This is a genomic window from Allocatenococcus thiocycli, assembly GCF_921292965.1.
Classification (GTDB): Bacteria; Pseudomonadota; Gammaproteobacteria; order Enterobacterales; family Vibrionaceae; genus Vibrio; species Vibrio natriegens.
In genome coordinates, this window is sequence record NZ_CAKLCK010000029.1 from 236,385 (window position 1) to 259,087 (window position 22,703).

The 22,703-nt window shown below is 45.2% G+C and carries 20 protein-coding genes; 8 read left to right on the forward strand and 12 right to left on the reverse strand.

Going from position 1 to position 22,703, the window contains the following annotated elements:
- Positions 1-74 precede the first annotated feature (74 nt).
- The 6 genes from L9Q40_RS11250 to L9Q40_RS11275 all read right to left on the reverse strand — a co-directional run bounded on the left by L9Q40_RS11250 (position 75) and on the right by L9Q40_RS11275 (position 7,968).
- Complete coding sequence (locus L9Q40_RS11250; protein ID WP_025636795.1) at positions 75-1,319, reverse strand: ABC transporter substrate-binding protein; 1,245 nt, start codon at positions 1,317-1,319, stop codon at positions 75-77.
- A 45-nt stretch (positions 1,320-1,364) separates the two neighbouring features.
- The gene (locus L9Q40_RS11255) at positions 1,365-2,432 is read right to left on the reverse strand and encodes a branched-chain amino acid ABC transporter permease (protein WP_193292212.1); all 1,068 of its coding nucleotides are present in this window, start codon (positions 2,430-2,432) and stop codon (positions 1,365-1,367) included.
- Positions 2,433-2,443: 11 nt separating this feature from the next.
- On the reverse strand, positions 2,444-3,337 hold the full coding sequence (locus L9Q40_RS11260) for a branched-chain amino acid ABC transporter permease (protein ID WP_498793328.1): 894 nt from the start codon (positions 3,335-3,337) through the stop codon (positions 2,444-2,446).
- On the reverse strand, positions 3,337-5,289 hold the full coding sequence (locus L9Q40_RS11265) for a long-chain fatty acid--CoA ligase (RefSeq protein ID WP_498793329.1): 1,953 nt from the start codon (positions 5,287-5,289) through the stop codon (positions 3,337-3,339). The genes L9Q40_RS11260 and L9Q40_RS11265 overlap by 1 nt, the downstream gene beginning before the upstream one ends.
- Positions 5,289-6,089 (reverse strand): ABC transporter ATP-binding protein, encoded by an 801-nt coding sequence (locus tag L9Q40_RS11270; RefSeq protein WP_014233943.1) that lies wholly within the window; start codon positions 6,087-6,089, stop codon positions 5,289-5,291. Before L9Q40_RS11270 ends, L9Q40_RS11265 begins: the two co-directional genes overlap by 1 nt.
- 241 nt (positions 6,090-6,330) lie before the next feature.
- Positions 6,331-7,968 carry an electron transfer flavoprotein-ubiquinone oxidoreductase gene (locus L9Q40_RS11275; RefSeq protein WP_498793379.1) on the reverse strand — a complete coding sequence of 546 codons (1,638 nt, stop codon included), beginning with the start codon at positions 7,966-7,968 and terminating at the stop codon, positions 6,331-6,333.
- A 159-nt stretch (positions 7,969-8,127) separates the two neighbouring features.
- Here L9Q40_RS11275 and L9Q40_RS11280 point away from each other — a divergent pair, with 159 nt between their 5' ends.
- Together L9Q40_RS11280 and L9Q40_RS11285 are read left to right on the forward strand one after the other, a co-directional pair.
- Positions 8,128-8,880, forward strand: a complete 753-nt coding sequence (locus tag L9Q40_RS11280; protein WP_065301005.1) for an electron transfer flavoprotein subunit beta/FixA family protein — start codon at positions 8,128-8,130, stop codon at positions 8,878-8,880.
- Positions 8,877-9,803 (forward strand): electron transfer flavoprotein subunit alpha/FixB family protein, encoded by a 927-nt coding sequence (locus tag L9Q40_RS11285; RefSeq protein ID WP_243977927.1) that lies wholly within the window; start codon positions 8,877-8,879, stop codon positions 9,801-9,803. The genes L9Q40_RS11280 and L9Q40_RS11285 overlap by 4 nt, the downstream gene beginning before the upstream one ends.
- A 73-nt stretch (positions 9,804-9,876) precedes the next feature.
- Here L9Q40_RS11285 and L9Q40_RS11290 read toward each other — a convergent pair whose 3' ends face one another.
- The 4 genes from L9Q40_RS11290 to L9Q40_RS11305 form a co-directional block, all read right to left on the reverse strand.
- A complete protein-coding gene (locus L9Q40_RS11290; RefSeq protein ID WP_498793330.1) occupies positions 9,877-13,086 on the reverse strand; it encodes an HD domain-containing phosphohydrolase in 3,210 nt (1,069 codons plus the stop codon).
- 197 nt (positions 13,087-13,283) lie between these two features.
- The gene (locus L9Q40_RS11295) at positions 13,284-13,655 is read right to left on the reverse strand and encodes a DOPA 4,5-dioxygenase family protein (protein ID WP_014233938.1); all 372 of its coding nucleotides are present in this window, start codon (positions 13,653-13,655) and stop codon (positions 13,284-13,286) included.
- Positions 13,656-13,843: 188 nt separating this feature from the next.
- Positions 13,844-14,752 (reverse strand): EamA family transporter, encoded by a 909-nt coding sequence (locus tag L9Q40_RS11300; protein ID WP_498793331.1) that lies wholly within the window; start codon positions 14,750-14,752, stop codon positions 13,844-13,846.
- A gap of 226 nt (positions 14,753-14,978) precedes the next feature.
- Positions 14,979-16,181 carry an MFS transporter gene (locus tag L9Q40_RS11305; protein ID WP_014233932.1) on the reverse strand — a complete coding sequence of 401 codons (1,203 nt, stop codon included), beginning with the start codon at positions 16,179-16,181 and terminating at the stop codon, positions 14,979-14,981.
- Between the two features lie 166 nt (positions 16,182-16,347).
- Here L9Q40_RS11305 and L9Q40_RS11310 point away from each other — a divergent pair, with 166 nt between their 5' ends.
- The 3 genes from L9Q40_RS11310 to L9Q40_RS11320 all read left to right on the forward strand — a co-directional run bounded on the left by L9Q40_RS11310 (position 16,348) and on the right by L9Q40_RS11320 (position 18,846).
- Positions 16,348-17,226: a LysR family transcriptional regulator gene (locus L9Q40_RS11310; RefSeq protein WP_020333754.1), complete on the forward strand. Its 879-nt coding sequence runs from the start codon at positions 16,348-16,350 to the stop codon at positions 17,224-17,226.
- 98 nt (positions 17,227-17,324) lie between these two features.
- A complete protein-coding gene (locus L9Q40_RS11315; protein WP_498793332.1) occupies positions 17,325-18,083 on the forward strand; it encodes a metallophosphoesterase in 759 nt (252 codons plus the stop codon).
- 157 nt (positions 18,084-18,240) lie between these two features.
- Positions 18,241-18,846: an AAA family ATPase gene (locus tag L9Q40_RS11320; protein ID WP_014233929.1), complete on the forward strand. Its 606-nt coding sequence runs from the start codon at positions 18,241-18,243 to the stop codon at positions 18,844-18,846.
- Positions 18,847-18,860: 14 nt separating this feature from the next.
- On the opposite strand, the gene amrA is transcribed toward L9Q40_RS11320, so the two are convergent.
- A complete protein-coding gene (amrA, locus tag L9Q40_RS11325; RefSeq protein ID WP_014233928.1) occupies positions 18,861-19,439 on the reverse strand; it encodes an AmmeMemoRadiSam system protein A in 579 nt (192 codons plus the stop codon).
- Positions 19,417-20,220, reverse strand: a complete 804-nt coding sequence (amrB, locus tag L9Q40_RS11330; RefSeq protein WP_014233927.1) for an AmmeMemoRadiSam system protein B — start codon at positions 20,218-20,220, stop codon at positions 19,417-19,419. Before amrB ends, amrA begins: the two co-directional genes overlap by 23 nt.
- Positions 20,221-20,284: 64 nt before the next feature.
- Between amrB and amrS the strand changes: the two genes are divergently transcribed.
- The 3 genes from amrS to L9Q40_RS11345 all read left to right on the forward strand — a co-directional run bounded on the left by amrS (position 20,285) and on the right by L9Q40_RS11345 (position 22,425).
- Entirely contained in the window at positions 20,285-21,373 is a 1,089-nt protein-coding gene (gene amrS, locus L9Q40_RS11335) for an AmmeMemoRadiSam system radical SAM enzyme (RefSeq protein ID WP_498793333.1), read from the forward strand.
- A 125-nt stretch (positions 21,374-21,498) separates the two neighbouring features.
- On the forward strand, positions 21,499-21,951 hold the full coding sequence (locus tag L9Q40_RS11340; protein ID WP_065303431.1) for an Rrf2 family transcriptional regulator: 453 nt from the start codon (positions 21,499-21,501) through the stop codon (positions 21,949-21,951).
- Between the two features lie 90 nt (positions 21,952-22,041).
- Positions 22,042-22,425, forward strand: coding sequence for a hypothetical protein (locus L9Q40_RS11345; RefSeq protein WP_020333749.1), 384 nt, complete (start codon positions 22,042-22,044; stop codon positions 22,423-22,425).
- Positions 22,426-22,703: the final 278 nt, after the last annotated feature.

Consider the following 22,703-nt stretch of genomic DNA (forward strand, 5'->3'; position numbering starts at 1 on the left):
CACTCCTTGTGCAGGTGAGAGTTGCCTCTCACCTATCCTATTCTTAGTAATCGTTATGCTTAGTAAGTAGAAGATTAGTAACCTAACCAATCATCACGGCGTGACAATGTAACCTGAGACACTTTCTTGATGTCTACCGCGCCACCTTGGTTATTGCCCATAAACACGTTTACGGTTGTTGTGCCACGGTGATCTTCTGGTTGCCAGTTAGCAGGAATACATACTCCCTCTAGACCTTTTGGTACCCAGTTTTTGTGTACGTACATGCCTTTCTTGATGTTATCACCCGTAATACCACCGTTGTCTTTCGCCCACTCCATCGCTTCTTTCATGTAGAACGCAGAGCAAACGCCACGGATGTAGTGGTGAGTTCGAAACTCTCCCGGTTCCGATTCTGACAGTTTGGAAATTTCCTCAACCAGTTTCATTCCTTCTGTATCATCACCCCAGAATGCGGTCATACCCGGGAAAACGTAATCTTTCAGACCGTCACCCGCAGCTTCAATAACCGGTTTATCACCGCCCCAGATGTTCGCCATGTATTGGAAGTCGGTGCCGACCGTGTTACACGATTTCACAAGAGAAATAACCGAACCACCTAAGTTTGCGATGTAGCCGTAGTTGGTACCAGACTCTTTAAGTGACAGACATTGCGCTTTGAAATCGCCCGGTTTAAGTGACACGACCACTGGGTTTTGTACTTCAAAGCCCAGTTCTTTGGCATACTCTGCACACGCCTCTTTTGGCGCATTCGGGAACGGGTGGTTATCACCGATGTGAGTAAATTTAGGCGCAGTGGTATTACCTTTCGATTCCCAGTCTTCTTTCGCCCATTTCACCAATGCACGACAGGCATCTGAGTAAGAAGCGCCATAGAAGAAGTTGTACGGAGCAGGTTTGGCTGTTTTCGGGTTTTTACCTGTTGGGTCTGTTAAGTGGCCCGAGTAAGATGCCGAAAAGACTGGCACTTTGTCTTTGGTGACAAAAGAGATTAACGCTTCGGTATCCGCCGTACCCCAACCTTGCAGCGCTACCATGTTCTTACGGGCAACCCAACGTTTGTAGTTAGAAATCGCAACTGGCACTTTGTACGCCATATCCACCGTTTCAAATTCTAATTCGGTACCGTTGATGCCGCCATTTTCGTTAATCCACTGCAGTGCATCTCGCACACCAGATCCGTACGGTTTACTTACATAAGCCGTTGGCCCAGAGAAGTCCACCAGATGCCCGACAAACACGGAATCTTTTGCCCAAGATGCGGTAGTAAACAGTGCTGAAGATAGCACCAACGTTGTCGCTAAATGTCCTTTGTTCATAACTCGTTGTCCTTGTTATTTAGGTATATTCCACTTAAGTACACGTTAATAAGAGAACGGATAATGTTTCCAATACGCTCGAATCTGCTGCCAGCGATGTGACAACCCTTGAGGTTCGAAAATCAGAAACAGCATGATGACCAGACCAATTGCCATCTCTTTGAAGTAAGCCAGCCCATCAATAAACGAAGTGTTATCGCTAAACGCAGCCAAACCCGTTACGCCAAACTCTAAAACTTCTGGCAGCAATACGATAAATATCGTGCCCATTAATGTGCCTTTGACAGAGCCCAGACCACCGATGATGATCATCGCCAGGAACTGGATAGACATCATGATGGTGAAGCCTTCCGCAGAGACAAAGCCTAAGTAATGACCGTAGAGTGCACCGCCGATACCTGCGTAGAATGCGCAGACACCAAATGAGAGCAGACGATACTTGGTCAGGTTGATACCCATGATTTCTGCGGATAGGTAATGATCTCGTACTGAGACAAACGCACGTCCATCACGCGAACGAATCAGGTTCGATGCCCACATGTACATAAAGATCAGCGCAAACAGTGCAACATAGAAGAAGCTTTCATCGGTCGAAAATTCGAAACCAAACAGATTGATTGGGTTTGCACTTGCACCGTAAGAACCACCACTGAACCACTCAGCGCGAGCAAAGAAATCTTCTAGAATGAACTGCGCGGCTAAGGTTGCGATTGCGAGGTACAACCCTTTGATACGGGCAGCTGGCAGACCAAAGATCATCCCGACAATCATAGTCAGGTAACCCGCGAGCGGAATGGCAAGCACCACAGGAATGTTGTATTGGTTATTCAGCCATGCCGATGCAAAGGCGCCAAAGCCAAAAAACGCACCGTGACCTAACGAAATTTGCCCGGTAAAACCGACCAGAATGTTCAGACCCAGCGCTGCAATACCCAGATATGAAATCTGAATAAACAGGTTAAGGAAGTAGATATCCAGAACCAGCGGCGCTGCCAGCATCGCGATAACACCCGCTATCGCTAGTCTTCTAATGGTTTTGGTTTCAAAAATCGGCGTATCACTTTTGTATGTGGTTCGAAAATCCCCACATGGGCGCATGCTAAGTTGAGCCATGTTATTTCTCCTTAAATACGCTCAATATCTTTGGTACCAAACAGGCCATATGGCTTGAAGGCAAGAATGATTAACAACACGTAGAAAGGTGCGATGTTGTACAGGTTACCCACTTGCAGGTATTGGCTATCAACGAACTCAGCCAGATTCTCTAGTAACCCGATAGTGATACCACCAACAATCGCCCCGACCACCGAGTCCAAGCCACCTAAGATTACCGCTGGGAATACTTTGATGCCGATGATGGATAGCGCGTCAGAAACACCGTTTACAATCCCGATAACAATCCCTGCTGTCGCGGATACCATCGCCGAAATAGCCCAACTGATCGCAAACACTTTCTTGATGGAAATGCCAAGACTCTGGGCTACTTGCTGGTTAAATGCCGTCGCTCGCATCGCCAAACCCATTTTGCTGAATTTGAAGAACCAGTAGAATGCACCCATGATGATCATTGAGAAGATCAAGCTAAGGATGTAAGCAAACTCGACGTTTAAACCACCGATATTCACTACGTTTGTTTCGAATACTTGTGGATAAGAAACGGCTGATACGCCAAATATCCATTTCATCAGTGCCTGGAAGAACATCGACAGACCGATCGTCACCATAATGACCGAGATGATCGGCTCACCGATTAAAGGCCTGAGTACAATGGTTTGCACAGCAATACCAAACACCATCATAAAGGCGAGTGTCAGTAAGAATCCGATAAAGAACGGTAATTGAAGGTGAACCAACGCCGCCCAGCACACCCATGCGCCGATCAGTAGAAATTCACCTTGCGCGAAGTTCACCACCTGAGTCGATTTGTAAATCAATACAAAGCACATGGCGACAACGCCATACAACATGCCGACGATTACGCCATTAATGACGAGTTGCAGTAATAAATCCGTATTCACTATGCGATCCTCCGTTGTTCGCTATCCACCAGTGTCAGCTCATGTTGAATAAGCGTTTCAATCACCAGTGACGTTTGAATGCGTGTCTTAGTCCCATCCTGATAAGTAATCACCGTATCGACATCGACATTTGGCGCTGCACTGTAAATGGTTTCGATGATGTCACCGTATTTCTCCGCAACCACACCACGACGAACTTTACGAGTACGGGTTAACTCGCCGTCATCGGCATCCAGCTCTTTATAAAGCAGAATGAATTTGCTGATTTTCTGTGCGTCCGGTAGCGATTCGTTCACTTTGAGTACTTCTTCGCGAATCGCTTTATACACCTCAGGTTGCGCAGAAAGGTTGGTGTAGTTGGTGAACGCAATACCCTTTTGCTCTGCCCATTTGGCGACGATCGCGTAACGAATACAGATAATTGCAGAGAGCCAAGGTCTGTCTTTGCCCACCACAACCGCTTCCGCGATAAATGGTGAGAACTTGAGTTTGTTTTCAATAAACTGCGGAGAGTAACGGTCGCCATGGCTGGTTTCCGACATGTCTTTTAGTCGGTCAATCACCACTAAGTGACCAGAATCTTTAAAGTAGCCCGCGTCGCCAGTGTGCATCCAGCCATCTTGCACATCTTCATCGTAAGCAGCTTGGTTGTTGAGGTAGCCGGTAAACATACCAGTACTTTTGGCAATGATCTCACCCACCCCATTGCTGTCTGGGTTGATAACTTTCACTTCCGCATTGTCAAACGCCACACCGACTGAGTCGTAGTCCACGTCATTCGCTTTATGCACGGTGTACGCGCCACACATTTCAGTCTGACCATAAAGCTGTTTGAGTGGCACACCAATCGCTTGCAAGTAACGGAAAGTATCTGGGCCCATTGCCGCACCGCCTGTTGCCGCAGAAGTCAGATTCGAGAAACCTAAACGGTCACGCAGTGCACGCAGAAGTATCCATTCGGCTAGCTTGGAGCGTTTACCCTGATCCAAGGCTTGATTCGCCAACTTCATGCCGAGTTTGTACATTTTCTGCTTAAACGGCGTAGAGTCCATCATTCGAGCAGACACGTCTGCCACAATGTTTTCCCATACACGCGGAGCCAATAAAACGAAGTTTGGGCCAATCTCGCGTAAGTCCGCCATCATGGTTTCCTGCTCTTCGACAAAGTTGACGATTTGACGGGAAATCAACGCCTGACCAACCACATATACCTGCTCCATGATCCAAGGCAGTGGAAGTACCGAAACGTAGTTATCACCTGGAGAACGTGGGTCGGCACGCAGATAAGCCGCACAGTGATCCAAAAACGTGCCGCTGTGAAGCTGTGCAAGCTTTGGTTTAGAAGTCGTACCCGAAGTGGTACAAAGAATCGAAAGATCGCTGCCTTTGGTTGCCGCAACCATATTCAGATATTTGTTAGGGTCAGCTTTGTCGATTAACTGACCTTTTTTATACGCTTTCTCGACATCGATAAGTCTTGGATCATCGTACTTGCGCATTCCGCGTGGATCACAATATATGATGAACTCAACGCTCGGGATCTCATCGCCCAACTCAAGCAACTTGTCACATTGCTCTTCATCCTCTGCAATCACTACTTTCGCTTTGGCATAGTTGATTAAATACGCCACTTCCTCGTGCATCGAGTCTTGATAGATGCCCAGTGAATAACCTTTGATCGCATGCGCGGCCAGTTCGCCCCACACCCATTCAGGTCGGTTGTCGCCTAAAAGCCCCACAACGTCTTGTTCACCAACACCTAAATCTTGTAGTGCAAGCGCCATCCACTTGACTCGGTCTTCATAATCCTGCCAAGTAAATTCTCGCCAAATACCAAATTCCTTCTCGCGCATAGCGACCTGATCTGGCCAGTGCTTGGCGTTGTGCTGCAACACTTTTGGAAAGGTATCTAAGTTGGTTATATCTGCCCAATCATTATGTTGCTGTGCCATTATGCACTCTCCTCTAATGTCGGAAGTTCTTCACCCAAATAAGCTTGTTTCACGTGTGGATTCGCCATGACTTCTTCTGGCTGCCCCATCGCAATGTGTTTACCAAAGTCCAAAACGAGCACCCGATTGGATATGTCCATGACGACACCCATATCGTGCTCGATCATGATGATGGTGATGTCCAATTCTTCGTTGAGATCCATGATGTAACGTGCCATGTCTTCCTTTTCTTCAAGGTTCATACCGGCCATTGGTTCATCAAGCAGAAGGAGTTTTGGCTTCAAAGCAATAGCGCGAGCAAGCTCAACACGCTTACGTAACCCGTAAGAAAGCGTGCCAGCGGTGGCTTTACGGATGTGTTGGATTTCTAAAAAGTCGATGACGTCTTCTACGTACTTGCGGTGTGCCATCTCTTCTTTTTGTGCGTTAGAAAACCAGTAAAGCGGGCCTGTCACGAAATTGTTTTTCAATAGGTGATGGCGGCCAACCATGATGTTGTCGAGTACAGACATATGAGAAAAAAGCGCCAGGTTCTGGAACGTTCTACCCAGACCTAACTCTGCTCGTTGACTCGGTGTACGCTTGGTGACGTCATTTCCGGCAAACACTACGGAGCCTTTGTTAGGCGTGTATCGTCCTGAAATGCAGTTGAGCATTGATGTTTTACCAGCACCATTGGGACCAATGATTGAAAAGATTTCCTTTTCGTTCACATGGAAGCTCACATCGGTTAAAGCTTTAACCCCACCAAAGGCCAATGAAATATCGTTTACCTGCAAAAGAGGTGTTTCCGATACCATAGTTGATCTCCCTTTCTTTTTGAGTGCGTTCCGTGAAGCACTATTTCCATATCCAGCCTGACGTTGATACTGGCAACTGCTTATACACCTATGCATCAACTCATTTATTCAGTTTACGTAAACGTCAAGTTAAAGTCAGAATAGTGCCTAGAAGTTGAAGTTGCAATCCAGTTCATCGATTAAGATTTGAACTAACGCAAACTTTAAGTAAATAAATTGTTAATAGAAATTACATGCAAAATTACATGTTCGGATAGTTAGGGCCACCGCCCCCTTCTGGAGGTGTCCAGGTAATGTTTTGACTTGGGTCCTTGATGTCGCAGGTTTTACAGTGAATGCAGTTCGCCGCATTAATTTGTAATTCAGCTTGTTCCTCACCCTTTACAATTTCATACACCCCAGCAGGGCAATATCGCTGTGCTGGCTCGGCGTAAAGAGCTAAGTTCTGCTCTATTGGAATTCGCTGACTAGCAAGATGCAGATGACATGGCTGATCTTCTTCGTGGAAGATATTGGACAAATAGACTGAAGAGAGGCGATCAAAACTCAATACGCCATCCGGCTTGGGATAGGCAATCTCATGGCTCTTTTCTGCCAAAAGTAACGATTGATGATCAGGATTATTACAGCGTACATTCCACTTCGCTTTGCCTTTTAACACGTTGTGTTCCAGCATCGCCAAGCCTCCACCTAACCAAGCGCCAAAGCGGTGAATGCCGCTTGAAAAGTTACGTGCCTGATACAGTTCTTCGTATAACCAAGACTGGTGGAAATGTTTCTGGTAATCAGCACTAGCCGACTGATTTAAAATTGCTTCGAATACTGCTTCGGCGGCAAGCATCCCCGATTTCATTGCGGTATGAGTGCCTTTAATTTTGGCACCATTGAGCGTTCCGGCATCACAGCCAATCAGTAAACCCCCAGCAAATTGTTGAGTTGGAAGGGAGTGGAACCCACCTTTAGTGATCGCTCTCGCGCCATAGCTGATGCGCTTACCATTTTTAAGGTATTGCTCAATCATCGGGTGATGTTTGAACCGCTGGAATTCGTCAAACGGGCTGAGATGAGGGTTGGTATAATTAAGGTCGACGATCAGACCAACCGCAACTTGGTTACCTTCCAAATGATAAAGGTAGCTTCCCCCTGTTGCCTCACTCGCAAGTGGCCAGCCTAACCCATGCACAACTAACCCTTGCTGATGCTGCTCGGCTGGAACTTCCCACAGCTCTTTAAAACCAATCGCATAGTGCTGAGGCGTTTTATCATCAGCCAGATTAAATTTGTTAATCAGTTGCTTACCGATATGTCCACGTGCACCTTCGGCAAACAGAGTAAACTTAGCACGAAGCTCAATACCCGGCTCAAAATTGGCTTTCTGCTCGCCATTTTTATCCAAGCCCATATCGCCAGTAATTACGCCACAAACACGGTTTTGCTCGTCAAAGATAGCCTGACTGGCACTGAAACCTGGGTAAATTTCCACGCCTAAGTTTTCCGCTTCATTCGCCATCCAGCGGCATAAGCTACCTAAGCTTATTATGTAGTTACCTTCGTTGTGTAACGTATTCGGCACTGCCCACGTTGGCAGCTCATGACCATTGAGTTCATTACTCAGATAGTAGGTTTTATCCTGATTAACTTTAGTATTCAGTGGGGCACCCATTGCCTCCCAATCAGGAAACAGCTCCTCCAGACCGCGCGTTTCAAACACCGCACCAGAGAGTATGTGCGCTCCGACTTCTGAACCTTTCTCGACAACACAAACTGAGATTTCTTGGTTTTTTTCCATTGCCAACTGTTTAATGCGGCAGGCAGCAGACAAGCCCGCAGGCCCTGCGCCAACAATCAGAACATCAAACTCCATGCAGTCTCTTTCCATGGTTGTATTCCCTTCTTCTTTTTGCATGTTGCCAACTTGTTAAACAACAATATATTTAAAGTTGACGCAAACGTAAAGGTAAATTAACATCAATTTAAAGACGTCATCACATCGTCTTCACTGTAAACACATAGTCTTCACTGTAAAAAGGAATCTAACGTGAAAATACTAGTGCCAATTAAAAGGGTCATTGATCCTTACATTAAGGTCCGTGTTAAGTCGGACAACAGCGATGTTGAAACCAATAACGTCAAAATGACTATCAACCCTTTCTGTGAAATCGCCGTTGAAGAAGCTGTGCGACTTAAAGAACAAGGGATTGCAGAAGAAGTCATCGTTGTGAGTGCGGGTGGCACACAGTGTCAGGAACAATTGCGTACTGCCCTAGCGCTAGGCGCAGATCGAGCCATTCATATTGAAACTGAAGACAAGATTGAACCGCTGGTTGTATCGAAACTACTAAAAGCGATCGTCGAGCAAGAGCAAGCTCAGCTGGTGATCACCGGTAAACAGTCTATCGACACCGACAACAACCAAGTTGCACAAATGCTGGCAGCTCTGCTTGACTGGCCTCAGGCAACCTTCGCTTCGGAAGTGAAGATTGAAGATCAAAAGGTTCAGGTGGTAAGAGAAGTTGACGGCGGTTTGATGACAGTGGCAATGAACTTACCAGCGGTGATCAGCACTGATTTACGCTTAAATGAGCCTCGCTTTGCGTCTTTGCCAAACATCATGAAAGCCAAACGCAAACCACTAGATACGATCACTCCCGAGAGTCTGGGTGTTGAGATTGTATTTAGCCAGACCATCACTGAAGTCACGCCACCAGCGCAACGAAAAGCAGGCATCAAAGTAGAGTCTGTCTCTGAACTTATTGATAAGCTACGTAACGAAGCGAAGGTGATTTCATGAAGAATCTAATTATTGCAGAACATGACAACCAGCAACTGCATGCCGATACGCTGAAAGTTGTGAATGCTGCGAGTCAGGTGAGCCAAGACAATACTCTACTCGTGGTTGGTTATCAGTGTGAAGACGTTGCCCAACAAGCAAGCCGAGTTGATGGTATTGCCAAAGTGATTTGCATTGACGACGAATCGCTGGTGCACCAATTCGCCGAAAATATTGCTCCTGTTGTGTCAGGGATAGCCGACGGATTTGACGGCATCTGGGCAAACTCTTCATCAAAAGGGAAAGATCTTGCGCCACGCATCGCAGCTAAATGCGGAGTTGGACAAATCTCAGATATCGTTCAAGTGGTGGATGACAAGACATTTATCCGACCAATTTATGCGGGCAACGCGTTCGCTAAAGTAACATCAAACGACTCATTGCGTGTGGTCACCGTGCGTGCTTCGGCCTTTGACCCGGTTGCCTGCAATAGCCAAGTTGACATTGAACATCAGCAAACCACCGTTCAATCTCCAGTTGTTGAGTTGGTCGCTATCGACAAGACCGTTTCAGAGCGACCTGAACTCACCGCCGCTGAAATCGTGATTTCTGGTGGTCGGGGTGTGGGCAGCAAAGAAAACTTCGAGCTTATCGAAAAAGTCGCCGACAAACTTGGCGCAGCGATTGGGGCGTCTCGCGCTGCCGTCGATGCTGGTTTTGTCGCGAATGACTTACAAGTTGGCCAAACCGGTAAAATTGTCGCACCTAAGCTTTATATTGCGGTTGGGATCTCTGGTGCAATCCAGCACCTTGCAGGTATGAAAGAGTCTAAAGTCATTGTTGCGATCAACAAAGATCCAGACTCCCCTATCTTTGAAGTTGCTGATTACGGGCTAGTCGGCGATCTGTTTGAGATTTTGCCACAGCTTGCTGAACAACTGTAAACAGTCAAACAAAGGGCGAGCAGGTTAATGCTCGCCCTTTTTGATCCTCTTATATTAAAACCTCGCGCTTAAACTAGAACCCACCACTTACGTTCTGAGTTTCAGGCTCTAAAGGCTTGCTACAATTTTGTGACTCTTCAACATCAATCTGCTCATCTGGTAGGAATGTTTTCGCATACTCGATGTGAAGGTTATGATTTAACATCAGCTCAAACAAATCCTTATCTAAGTGCCCGTCTTGAACCATAAAATTGAGTATTTTTATAGCTTCACTTAGTGGTTTGGCTTTTTTATACGGTCGGTCAGATGCGGTGAGTGCTTCAAATACATCGGCAATGGCTAAAATTCGAGTTGCGGTCGGCAATTCATCTGCACTGAGTTGTTTTGGATATCCGTCACCTCGGAGGGTTTCATGATGACCACCTGCATATTCTGGAACACGCCTTAATTCTTCCGGTAATGGCAACGCTTCAAGCATTCGTATCGTAGAAACAATATGTTCGTTAATTCGGTAACGGTCTTCTGCAGTTAACGTACCTCTGCCAATACTCAAATTATACAGCTCTCCTTGATTTGCCTGACATTCAGGAGCGCGCATTTTAATCTCTTCACCAGTTTTACTATTCGGGTCTTGCGGCCATTTAATCAAATGTTCTGGCTTATCAGACAACAGATTTTCTTCACACGGCACACTCTGAGGCTCTATGCTCTCGATACGTCGACTTTCTTCTGGCGACAAACCCAGCCGGTCATCTAAGTGGCGAATCCAGGTTTGAGCGGCGATTTCCTTCAATCTATTAAGATGTTCGTCTGACATAAACTCGCCACCCACATTACATTGGGCAACAAAGGCAAAGTCATCTTTAATCTGCTCCTGACGCTGAGCAAGCGCGCGTTTCAATTCGTCAGCATCTTTACCAGATTCAATGCCTTTCCAATAGTCAATTTCCGCCTCTCTTAACAACACTTCAAAACGCATTCTAACCAGATGGATTCGGTTAAATATCGCTTCAAGCTTGGTGCCTTTGTCGACGATATGTTCTGGTGTGGTCACTTTACCGCAATCATGCAACCACGCGGCAATTTCAAACTCCCGCCACTCTTCTTCTGTTTTCAGTTTGAAATCTTTAAAGGCTGGCAAATTACTCTTGTTAGCGGCTTTCGCGAGTTCAATCGCAAGTATTGGTACCCTCTCACAGTGCCCCGCCGTATAAGGAGATTTGTCATCAATGGCTTGAGCAATCAGCTTGACGAACGAGTCCATTAATTCTTGCTGATGTTTTTGATATTCTTCGATCGAGCGAGACATAGAGAACATCGAATCCGAAAGCGCCGAAAGCTCGGCTATCCAACTTGGTACTTTCCCTACTGAGCTAAAATCCCGCTTCTTAATTTTTTCGCTCTCACCAAATAATGCCCGAACCGGTCGAACAATGACATTGGCGAAAAACAAAAGTACTGGCAAAAGCAACAACATCGCACCAAACGTGATGACCGTAGACTTGTTCACTTTATCCATATACGGCGCTTGAATTATCTCGGTAGGGAGAACAAACCCAATGTATTCTTTGGTGCCCAGGCTTGCTTCGACTCGCTGCACATAAAGGGTGTACGGTTTGCCGTGACTTTCAATTGATGCCAATACCGGACTGTCCGTTTCGCTCTGTTTTGCCATGTTGACCAGTTCACGAAAAGGCACAACCCCCGCTTTAAGAGAACGGACAATATTGTTGTTTTGACTGCTTTGATCGCCCTGATCTTCTAACCATTTCTTTTCTAGCGATTGCTTCTCTGTGTCAGAAACAGATGCCATGGCTTTGTTAAGTAAACTCACCAGTGGCTTTTTATCTTCAGCAACCATTATCGACAACGTTTGATCATAGCTTTGTAATTCTGGGAGCACCTTTAACTCACTAAGAGAATATGCGCCAACCAAATAGTCTGCGACTCGCTTGGACTCCAACGATGCATCGGCTGTTCGGTTTTCCACCGCTTTAAGTGCACTTAGACTGTCTTTCACTTTTAGGACATTAATATTGGGATAATCGCGCTGAATGAGCTCAGCCAATCCCGATCCCACCGAGATAGCCAGTGACTTCCCTTCTAACTGATCTAAGCTGCTGACGTTTGGATGTTCTGTTCTGGTGACAATCGCGCTGGATAGCTCAAGATACGGTGTGGTCGATAAGCCCGTGTGTGACGTTAACGGCAGCTCGGGGACTGACTGTTGAATATCGATATTACCAGATAGGTAGAGAGCGTTTAAATCTTCCCAACTGTAACCGTTAACGTATTTGACGTCTAAACCGAGTTTTTTGGTTAAGAGACTCACCAGATCGGTAGAATAACCTTGCGGTAACCCGCTGTAAGAGAAATCGAATGGTGGCCAGTTTGATTTATTCGCGATCCGAAGAACACCAAGTGAATCGACATAATGCTTCTCTTCGGCAGTCAATGCTATCGGCTGTGTTGGTAAAGCATCAGTGTCACTGGCTAACTCGAAGGAGTGTGCATGAATGCGTCCGTTGGTATCAAATATCATTGCTTCACCATCGGAGTTATTCTTAGCAAGAAATGCGGATAATGATGTAAGAGAGATATCTGCTGCGATAACGCTATCGGTATTTTTTATGCGTTTGGCGTAAGTGACACCCGGCGTTTGTAGATTGTGGAAAAGATAAGGCGCAGTTTTGACGACTTCATTGCTGTTGATGGCTTTTCGATACCAGGGACGTCTATTTGCAGAATACGTCGTGGGCTCTACATTGCGGCGAGTGAGGTTGAAATTACTATCGTAATACTCAGACAATCGCTCCTTTCCTCCTCCTGATTCATAAATTTTAACCACTAACCAACTTTCATCTGTCGCCGCACCGTGTTTGGATTTTAAATTCTCACTGCTGCCGAGATTTATCAGCTCATAAAAGTCGCCATTTCCATAACCAATGTATACCCCATATAAATTATTATTTTTTAACATCGCTTGGGCGATCACTTCTCGGGCTGAATGTTGATCGTTGGTTTCGACTTCCTGATCTATTTGGGGAAAGTGTGAGAGTACATTGATGAGGTTACTTGTTTGTGTATTGAGTGAATCAATTTTTCCGCTAAAGCCATTTGCAGTCCGGTTGAACGCCGTTGATGCGGCATCTTTGGCAAGTCCCTGACTAAAGTAATACTGTAATGAAAGGGCTAAGATAACGATTAATGAAGATAAAAATAGAAATACGGAAACCACTGTTACTTTCATACTGAAAGTACTTTTCTTGACCGCTTCGCTCATGTTCCCCAGCCTCCCTGGATAACAAATCACCTGCCAACGATATGATTATTCTTATTGTTAAAATATTAGGTTAGATCAGATACTTAAATATTCAAGATTTAACATAACCTCTAAGTTGCCTTATCCTGGCTAAACACAAAAAGAAAGGAGCCGCGAGTGCGACTCCTTAACATCCATTCGGCTGGTTATACGCTCTATCAATCTTCTCTTTCTGATGTCGCTTCGAAAACAGATAAATCCAACGCAAGGCTTTCACCCAGCCAATACGCATACAGAGTATGATCTTCCCACTCGTTACCTGAAAGCGCGTGAACCAAAATTGACAAACCTTCTCGATTTTCATCTAACCATGGAATGAGCTCATCAAAATCCTTAGACGTGAACTTGAGCTGACAACTCCATTTCGGGTGCGGACCAACCAATTTCTCATGGACTCGTCCCATTTTTACACGAAACCTTTCTTCGGCTTCTCGGCATAGCCCTGACGCAAACGCCACCGTTTGGTGATCAAAATAGACATGGGCATGATAAGCCCGATGAGAGTTTACAGGTCGTTTAATTTCGTTCATGTTGTACTTCCATATCCTTTTTAATTAAGGACTTATAAATATTAACTTAACTGTCTGACATTGTAGACTATCTCAACCGCCTCCATAGATGAAGTTGAACGTTATCATCCATACAGCAGATTAATTCTAAACGATTAAGCTTCTTTCCCAGGGTGGAACATCGCCGCCAAAACGCTCTAACACTACCTCTAAATCGACGACACCAGATCAGCTTTTCTCCTAAACCAACGTCGACCAAATACGTTAATCACTAACCCCACTGCAATGACAATTACACCCATCACTTGGTACAAGCTTAGGCTTTCATCTAACAGAATCCATGCGCTAAGCAAGCCAAATACCGGAACCAGTAATGACAAAGGCGCAACCAAAGCAGTTGGATAACGACTCAGCAGGTAACTCCAACCTCCGTAGCCGACAATAGTCGCCAAAAGTGACAGGTAAACAATTGAAAACAGATTGTGCCATTGCATGTTTAACAACGAGCTCTTGATAACGTCTGGGCCCTCTATCGAAACAGAGGCAATGGCAAAGGCGAAGGTGGGTACTAACGCGCTCCAGACGATCAGTGACATAGTCGGCACGCTGTAGTTTTGCATGATCACTTTATTGGTAATGTTGCCAAGCGCCCAACAAGTTGCAGCACCTAAAATGAGTATCAAGGTCACACCAGTAAGCGACGCAGCGCCATCATGTTGCGCTGCCGCAAGTAGGTAAACGCCACAACCCGCGGTCACAACTGCAATAACATTGTGACGCTGCACCTTTTCTTTGAGCAGTAATATTCCAAATCCTAGCGTGATAAATGCCTGTGCCTGTAAGAGAAGTGACGCTAACCCTGCCGCCAAACCAACATTCAGCGCCCAGAAAAGTAACGCAAACTGTCCAAAACTGATGGTTAAGCCATAGGCAACAAGCCATTTTAAAGGCACTTTAGGGCGAGGAATAAAAAGCAACGCAGGAAACGCGACTAAAGCAAAGCGCAATCCCGCCAGTAACAGAGGCGGCATCCCTTGTAGGCCGACTTTGATAACCACAAAATTGACACCCCACACCAATACGATGGTGAGAGCTAATAACCGATCACGTAATGACATTATGCTTCCTTTCAGGCGTCCACCGTGTCACGTAATACGGATAGTTGGCAAAAGCGGCTTACCGATTACCCCTCGGGGGATGAGTTGGATATAGAATCGAACTTCCAGACTGCCTGAAACATGGAATTAACACAAGAGTTGCATATGTTTTACTTCATCCAAAATGAAAAAGAGCCCGCGACAGGCTCTTTTAACGCTACACTAAACATATTCATACACAGAGCATTTATGACATAGCATGAGAGTGGTTGTCTTTGTATATTTTGATCCACTGGTAAATGATCACCAATAGGATACAAAGCGCGAGTGCGATACGTGTGGCTCCCAGAATACCCTGCCATCCCCAGGCTTGATAAAACGGCTCTAAGAAAAATACGCCTAAGCTCGCACCTGAGTAGTAAAACAAACTGTATAGCGCTTGGGCACTACCTTTAGATTTAGTGGCTTTTCGACCAATCAAGGTACTGGCTTGCGCATGACAGAAAAAGAATCCGACCGATACCATCACCATTCCAATCACCATGGTATAGATATTTGACCAGCTCATTAAAAAGTTGGCCATCAACATAATGATTGCACCAAACGCCACGCCAGCAATCTGACTGTGTTTTTTCGCAAACTGACCAGCAAGCGAAGAGCTGGTTGTACCGCCAAGTAACGTTAAAAACATCAAACTACGAACGTCGCTAGGCAGGTTGTATGGGTAATCGCTTAACACCATCATCAAATAATTAGAAAGGTTAACAAACGTACCGAATGCCAAACCGATGAGTAGATACAACACCACCAGCTGAGGGTTTTTAAGGTGATAGCCATAGGCTTTGAGACATTTGCCCACGCGAAGAGGAGCTGGTTTAAAGTGACGCTGCTTAGGCAGTAAACAGTAAATGATGACATAAAGAACCACACTGATACCAGCGATCATATAGCCAGCGTATGCCCAGTTACCCAGTAGTTCCGTGCTGAGTCCACCCATTAAGCGACTGCAGATCCCGCCAAGTGTGTTAGAGGCTACGTAAAAACCGACCGCGCCTGCTAGCCAACTTTTTCTCAGTTCTTCGCCCATAAGCGGTACGGCCAATGCCGGACATACCGCCAAAAACATACCCTGAAGAAAACGTAAGCTTAAGAAAACGTCATAACTTTTTACCATAGGCAGAGCAAGCGAGACCAAAAGCCCAATCGCGGTCCCTACTAATAACACTTTGCACCGTCCGATAGCGTCAGACAAACTGGCGAAAATCAATAAGCCCAGCCCCATACCAAATAAAGGTGCTGACATCGCTAAGTTTGCAGCCAAAGAGCTAACCTGAAACTCTTTCTGAAGCACAGGCAGCAAAGGCTGCAACCAATAGATATTGGCAAAAGTGACGATGGAGAAGAGACAGACACAAATGACGACTCTGCTGTAATGGGCTGATTTTTTCACTGCAAACTACTTTTTCTTGTCAATTAATGAAACTGGTTACAGCGCTAGGGTATCGACCAATTGACAATAAAAAAAATATTTTGTATTTATCAGATCCATAAATAAAATTTATATACATAGATAAACCGAAGCCGTCATTGTGCGATCTAGGTAAGGATGAGTGGATATGGAATTACGTCAGTTAAGGCACTTTGTTGCCGCCGCAGAGCAGAGCTCTATTTCCGCCGCAGCGAGGTTGATGAACTTAGCGCAACCAGCAATTAGCAGTAGTATCAAGAAGCTGGAGCAGGAACTGAAAACGCCACTGTTTAATCGCAGAGATCGTGGTATTACTTTGACCGTCGCTGGCAATGAGTTTCTTTCGCACGCTATACAAATCTTAAAACAGGCTGATGATGCCAAACTGGCGATGCAGGCAATGGAAGGATTAGATCAGGGTTTGGTTGACGTTGCCGTACCCAGCATGCTCGGCTCTTACTACTTTCCGCCTCTTGTGATGGCATTCAGGCATCAATATCCGAATATTGATATGAATATCCTCGATACAGGCACACGTAATATTCGACGAATGTTACTTGAAGGAGAAGTGGAGCTTGGTGTCGTTGCGAGTAAAGATCTCACACCGGAATTAGAAAGCGGCCCACTTATCCGCGAAGAAATGGTCGTTTGTATGGCCGTCGATCACCCTTTAGCAGAGAAAGAGGTGATTGAATATTCTGATTTTCTTGCTCACGATTTAGTCCTGTTTCAAAAAGGCTACTATCACCACACCTTAATCGATCTGGTTTCTCAACAAGTTAACATGAAACCGAAAGTCGCGTTTAGCAGTAACTTACTGCCTTTAATCAAAGCAGTGATTCGCCAAGGTTACGCCATTTCACCGATGTGGAAAGTCGCAATCAGAGATGATGATGAGATCGTTACTCGTCCATTTGCCGAAACGTTCGAAATTGACCTAAGTTTGGCCTGGCGTAAAGATAGCTACCTTTCGCGTGCCAATCAGACGTTTCGCGACTTTCTCTTATCTGAAGTCAATAAGAATTAACGACGCTCTAAAGCGACAACTTAGTAAGTGCAAACTGCCCTTTTTTAGCCTGTGCTATTCTTGAGTAAGGTATCACTGATATAAGTAAGCTAGTGATCATGAGCAGTCCATCTGACTTACCATTACATACTCGCTTCTCCCGAAATACGTTGGGAAAAGATCTGTTTGTTGGCGATATTCATGGTAATTTCGAGCTATTTATTCATGCGTTAAAGTCGCTTCACTTCGACAAATACCGAGACCGTGTATTCTCGGTTGGTGATTTAACCGATCGAGGTGATGACTCTTTACGATGTTTAAACCTCGCGAGAGAAAAATGGTTCTTTCCCGTCCTGGGAAATCACGACAGCTTTATTTTGGAAAGATTCGATCAAGACCCATACAGAAAGTCCATGTGGATGATGAATGGTGGCGAATGGTGGTTGTCCTTAACGCAAGCCGAAAAAGAAGCCGCCAGAGAAACCGTTGCATCGTGCTTTTGCCTGACGCTCAGTGTGGAAGTTAACCACTGGCGCATCGGCGTACTTCATGCGGAATACCCATTTACTCTGTGGCCACCCGACGAAAAATCCGTAGATAAAGAATCGATTAAGACCATGCTTTGGGGGCGGGATGATATTTTAAGAAGCACAGGTAAGCACATTGATAATGTTGATTTTGTTGTGTCCGGCCATACCCCGTTAAACAGCCCCAAAATGAAGAAAAATAAGTTATTTATTGATACTGGCGCAGGTTACAGTGCGAACAACTTTATTCCTGACCCTCGTATTACTTTGTGTGAGTTCCATCAAGGATCCATCGAAATGCACTCGATCAATATGCATGATGAAAAACGACTTGCGTTCGAGGTTATTTAGGCAGCACGAATCATTCATGGATTCAGAAATATTTGTACTGCCTAGTTTGTAAGTGGCTTATAGAGCCAGCCATTTATTAAACCTAACATTACCTAACTTTGTATATTTTTTGACTATGCTTTAAATATCAACTAACTACTTGAAGTCAGAGGCTAGGATGAGAAAGCAGTTACAAGTCGTGGTAACCGGCGGCCCGGGCGGAGGGAAAACTACTGCATTGGATCTCTTTCGCAGAGAACTGAGGGATAAAATTGTGGTTGTTCCTGAGGCAGCCACACTACTTTTCTCTGGTGGTGTCGAACGTTCTGACAACGAACAAAGTACTAAGATGGTACAAAAGACCATTTTTCAACTGCAAAAAAATCTCGAAGACATCTATAAAATCCAGTATCCAGATAGATTATTAGTCTGTGACCGTGGTTCGCTTGATGGACTCGCCTACTGGCCCAATTCAGAAAGTGACTTCTTTAAGCAAATAAACTCTACTTTCGAGCAAGAACTCGAACGCTATGATGCCGTGATCTTTTTTGAGTCTGCTGCTGCATCTGGACAAGACATCAGCAGCAACAATCCAACCAGGAGTGAATCTCTGGAACAAGCAGCAAAATTAGACAAAAAGCTGCAACGAATCTGGTCCAAGCACCCCCACTTTTACTTTGTTGGCAGCTCGGAATCATTTGTTAGAAAAATCATGTTTGGAATCATGACTTTAGAAAATGTGATAAACCGCTACCCTACCCATGCTCTGCAAAGTCAGAAATAGAACCAGCGGCGAAACTATATTTCAGAGATCACGGTGGTTGTAAAATGATGGATAACGATGTCTTCGTCCCAATAATTTTCTGGCCACCCTCCTTTGCGCTTTAACGCACGAACAAACTGTTCAGGGGTCGGCAAAACTTCCCACACAGAAGGAAGAAACACAGCTCGGTGCCATTCATCTTCTAATAACAGCCCATCAATACCGGGACGCAATGTTGCCAGTAAGGTTGCTTCACCATGATTTGTTAGAGGCTTTAAGTTTGATAAGACGGATATATCGACATTCAATCCAGATCGGTCACTCAGTGTAAGAGGTAGGAACCGAGAATCCTGAAAACCGCTGGCATACGCATTTTTACAGACATTAAGCCACAGAGGTTCATTCGCTTCTAATGAACCAATGCAGCCGCGTAACTTGCCGTGATGCTGTAACGTAACAAAACAGGCGGCTGGCTTGAGTAACTCTTTAAGATCTGGCTCTGGCGGTAGCTGTAAACCATTACCTCTTAGTGCTTCATCAAGAACCTGCCAAACCATTTGCAAAAGACGTGTTTTGGCCTCCTGAGTCAATTCAAAACAAGATGAAGCTAGCATAACCAACGACTCCTTCAGACGGCTCTGGAGCGCGATTTTCATGATGGGCCATCACATCTCCTGAATTGGTGTAATTAATACACTTGATCTCCCAGTGTTGTTCCTTGGCGAAGTCGAGCAAGCCATTGATTGCATTACAGCCACAGGCTCGTTCGGGGTGAATGTTGCTACCAAACGACAAAACACGCTGAATGGTATCGGCATCAATCTCATTGGCTTCGCTGTAAGGATGGTAATGACTGAGGTCGCTACTCACGACGATGAGAGTATTGGGTGTTTGAGTCACCGCTTCCAATATTCGCTTAACGTATCCGTGTAAATCGCGTCCCACGACTATTGGTAAAAGCGTGAAATCATTCAGACAATATTGTAGGAAAGGCAACTGCACTTCTAACGAATGTTCCCAATGATGCGCTTGATCTGATGTTGCAACCAGATCTTGTGACAGCAAATCCTCAACACCCTCGCGATCTATCATCACCTCTCCCGTTGGGGTAAGAAATACATCACTGTCCGGGACGGCACAGCCATCTAATGCGACATGGTGGCTGGGTCCGAACAATACAACGCGAGAAAACGTATTTTTGCTATTGCTCAACAGGCGAAAAGCCTTAGCCGCTACTTCGCCGGAATAAAAGTAGCCTGCATGGGGCACGATAAGTGCCTTTGGCGCCTCAGTTAGTAGTGCTTGCTCGGCAAAATAACCGTCGAGCTGAGTGATGAGTTCATTTGCTGTTGCGGGATAAAATCTTCCGGCCACCGCGGCTTCCCGATATTTCATTGCATTCCTACTCGTTTGGCATCAACTATACTTTTAGTGTAGGTCATTAGAGGGTGAATTCACTATGCAAACCTCTCCTCCCGATTATTTCCCAACTCGCTACTGGCATAAGCTAGAGGACGGTCGCGTATGTTGTGATGTATGCCCACGCAAATGCACACTGCGAGAAGGAAAACGCGGCGCTTGTTTCGTGCGTATGCACCGGCAGGGAGAAATCGTCCTGACCAGCTACGGACGTTCCTCAGGTTTTTGCATCGATCCCATTGAGAAAAAGCCGCTCAATCATTTCTATCCCGGCTCCAGTGTTCTGAGCTTTGGGACCGCTGGTTGTAACCTTAGTTGCCAGTTTTGTCAGAATTGGGACATCAGTAAGTCACGCGAGTTTGACACCTTATGTGACACAGCAATGCCAGACGAATTGGCACAAACGGCACTAAAATACGGTTGTAAAAGCTTAGCGTTCACCTACAACGACCCAGTAGTATTTATGGAGTATGCCATCGATGCAGCTATCGCGGCTCGTGACCTTGGTTTGAAAAGTGTTGCGGTCAGCGCAGGTTATATCTGCGAAGAACCAAGAGAAGAGTTCTATCGCCATATGGATGCGGCGAATATCGATTTGAAAGGCTTTACAGAGCATTTCTATCACAAGATATGTCACGGTCACCTACAACCTGTTTTAGATACCTTGCTGTACTTGAAAAAAGAAACCGACGTATGGTTTGAAATCACCACGTTACTCATTCCTGGTGAAAACGACAGTGATACCGAACTTAACGCCATGTGCCAATGGATATTCGAAAATTTAGGGCCTGACGTTCCACTTCATTTCAGCGCCTTCCATCCAGATTTCAAAATGTTAGACAAAGGCAGAACCCCGCTGAGCACCATATTGCGAGCCCGGGATATCGCCCTTTCGCACGGATTACACTTTGTCTATTGTGGCAATGTTCACGATCCAAATTCCGACGCTACCTATTGTCCTTCTTGCGGTAAACCGATCATTGAGAGAGATTGGTATCAACTCGGAGAATACCATTTAGACGATACTGGCCACTGCAACCACTGTGGCCACAAAATCCCTGGGCGATTTGCAGGACCAAAAGAGAACTTTGGACCTCGACGCATTCCTGTCGCGATTCATCGGCGATGATTGATTTCCCTCAGACAACTAAGATAAGGGAAGCCATGCCACCTCACTTCACCAATTACACGTGCTGAACACTGACGATATTGTTATGATGTCGGCTCTTATTCAGTCGGATTTACAATAATTTTATGAATTTAGACAGCCGGTTATCACGCGTACTTCACATCTTGCTTCACTTGGCTCACGAAAATAAACCAATGAGCTCTCAGCACTTTGCTACTATGCTCGGAACCCAGTCTGCCGTCATTCGTAGAACCATGGCTGGTTTGAACAAAGCAGGTTATATAACGTCGACAAAAGGTAAGAACGGCGGCTGGTCTATCAGTTGTGACCTGGAAAAAGTGACACTTCTTGATATTTACCAAGCCATCGGTGAACCCAAAGTATTTTCTATTGGCTTTGATAACCAAAATCCTAACTGCCTTGTCGAGAAGTCGGTAAATACATCGTTAAACGAAGCGCTACAAGAAGCTGAAGCGCTGTTACTCAAACGCCTGTCACAAGTCACCCTCGCCTCTTTGAGTGACGAGTTTACCCGTCAATATACCGAGCACACAGAAGCAACACACCAAAACGAATAAAAGAATACCCAGCTTTGTTTTGTGGTTGATATTCGCACAAACTTTAATGTATCTTTTGATGATACAGTTTAAGTTAAGTAAGATCGTTTTATGTTTGAATTATTAAGTACAACGCAAGCAGAAAGCTTGTGGGTCTGTTTTGTGTTAGCCGTTGCTGCATCCAGTATCTCTATCACCATCACGCAAACTGAACTTTTTATCCCGGTCCAGAACCTTGCCAATAAGTGTGGGTATATGATTGGCTACCTGTTTAAGTGCTTCTATTGCATAAAGCATTGGGTCGTCATTCTTGGTGTCGCGCTCTATCAACCCAGAGTCATTGTGAGTGATTTCGCGTTGGTGGATTGGATTGTTTCCGCCTTTTTTACCATAACGATAAGTAGCTTAGTCAGTGGCATAATGTTTAACGTTTTTATCAGAGCCATGAACAAAAAGCTAAAGCAAATAGAAGTTCAAGAAGCCTCTCAAAAATAGTTTAGCCACTTTCGAGACAGAGCAAATTCACAAACAACATCGTTGTCGCTCTGCGTTTGCAACTCGCCGTGTTTGGGCCGAATGCCCACGCAGTTTTTTTGAATTATTTCTACCAGCCGAAGTGGTAACAATCCGTTAATTTTCTTTATGAGAAATATAAATTGACTGTTTAATTAGGCATTAAAAAATAAATCACCTGTAAGTGTATTGGTTTTTAACTTGGTAATATCTTTGTTATTCAAAATGATATTTCCACTTTTAGCGCAGAAGAAACCTGT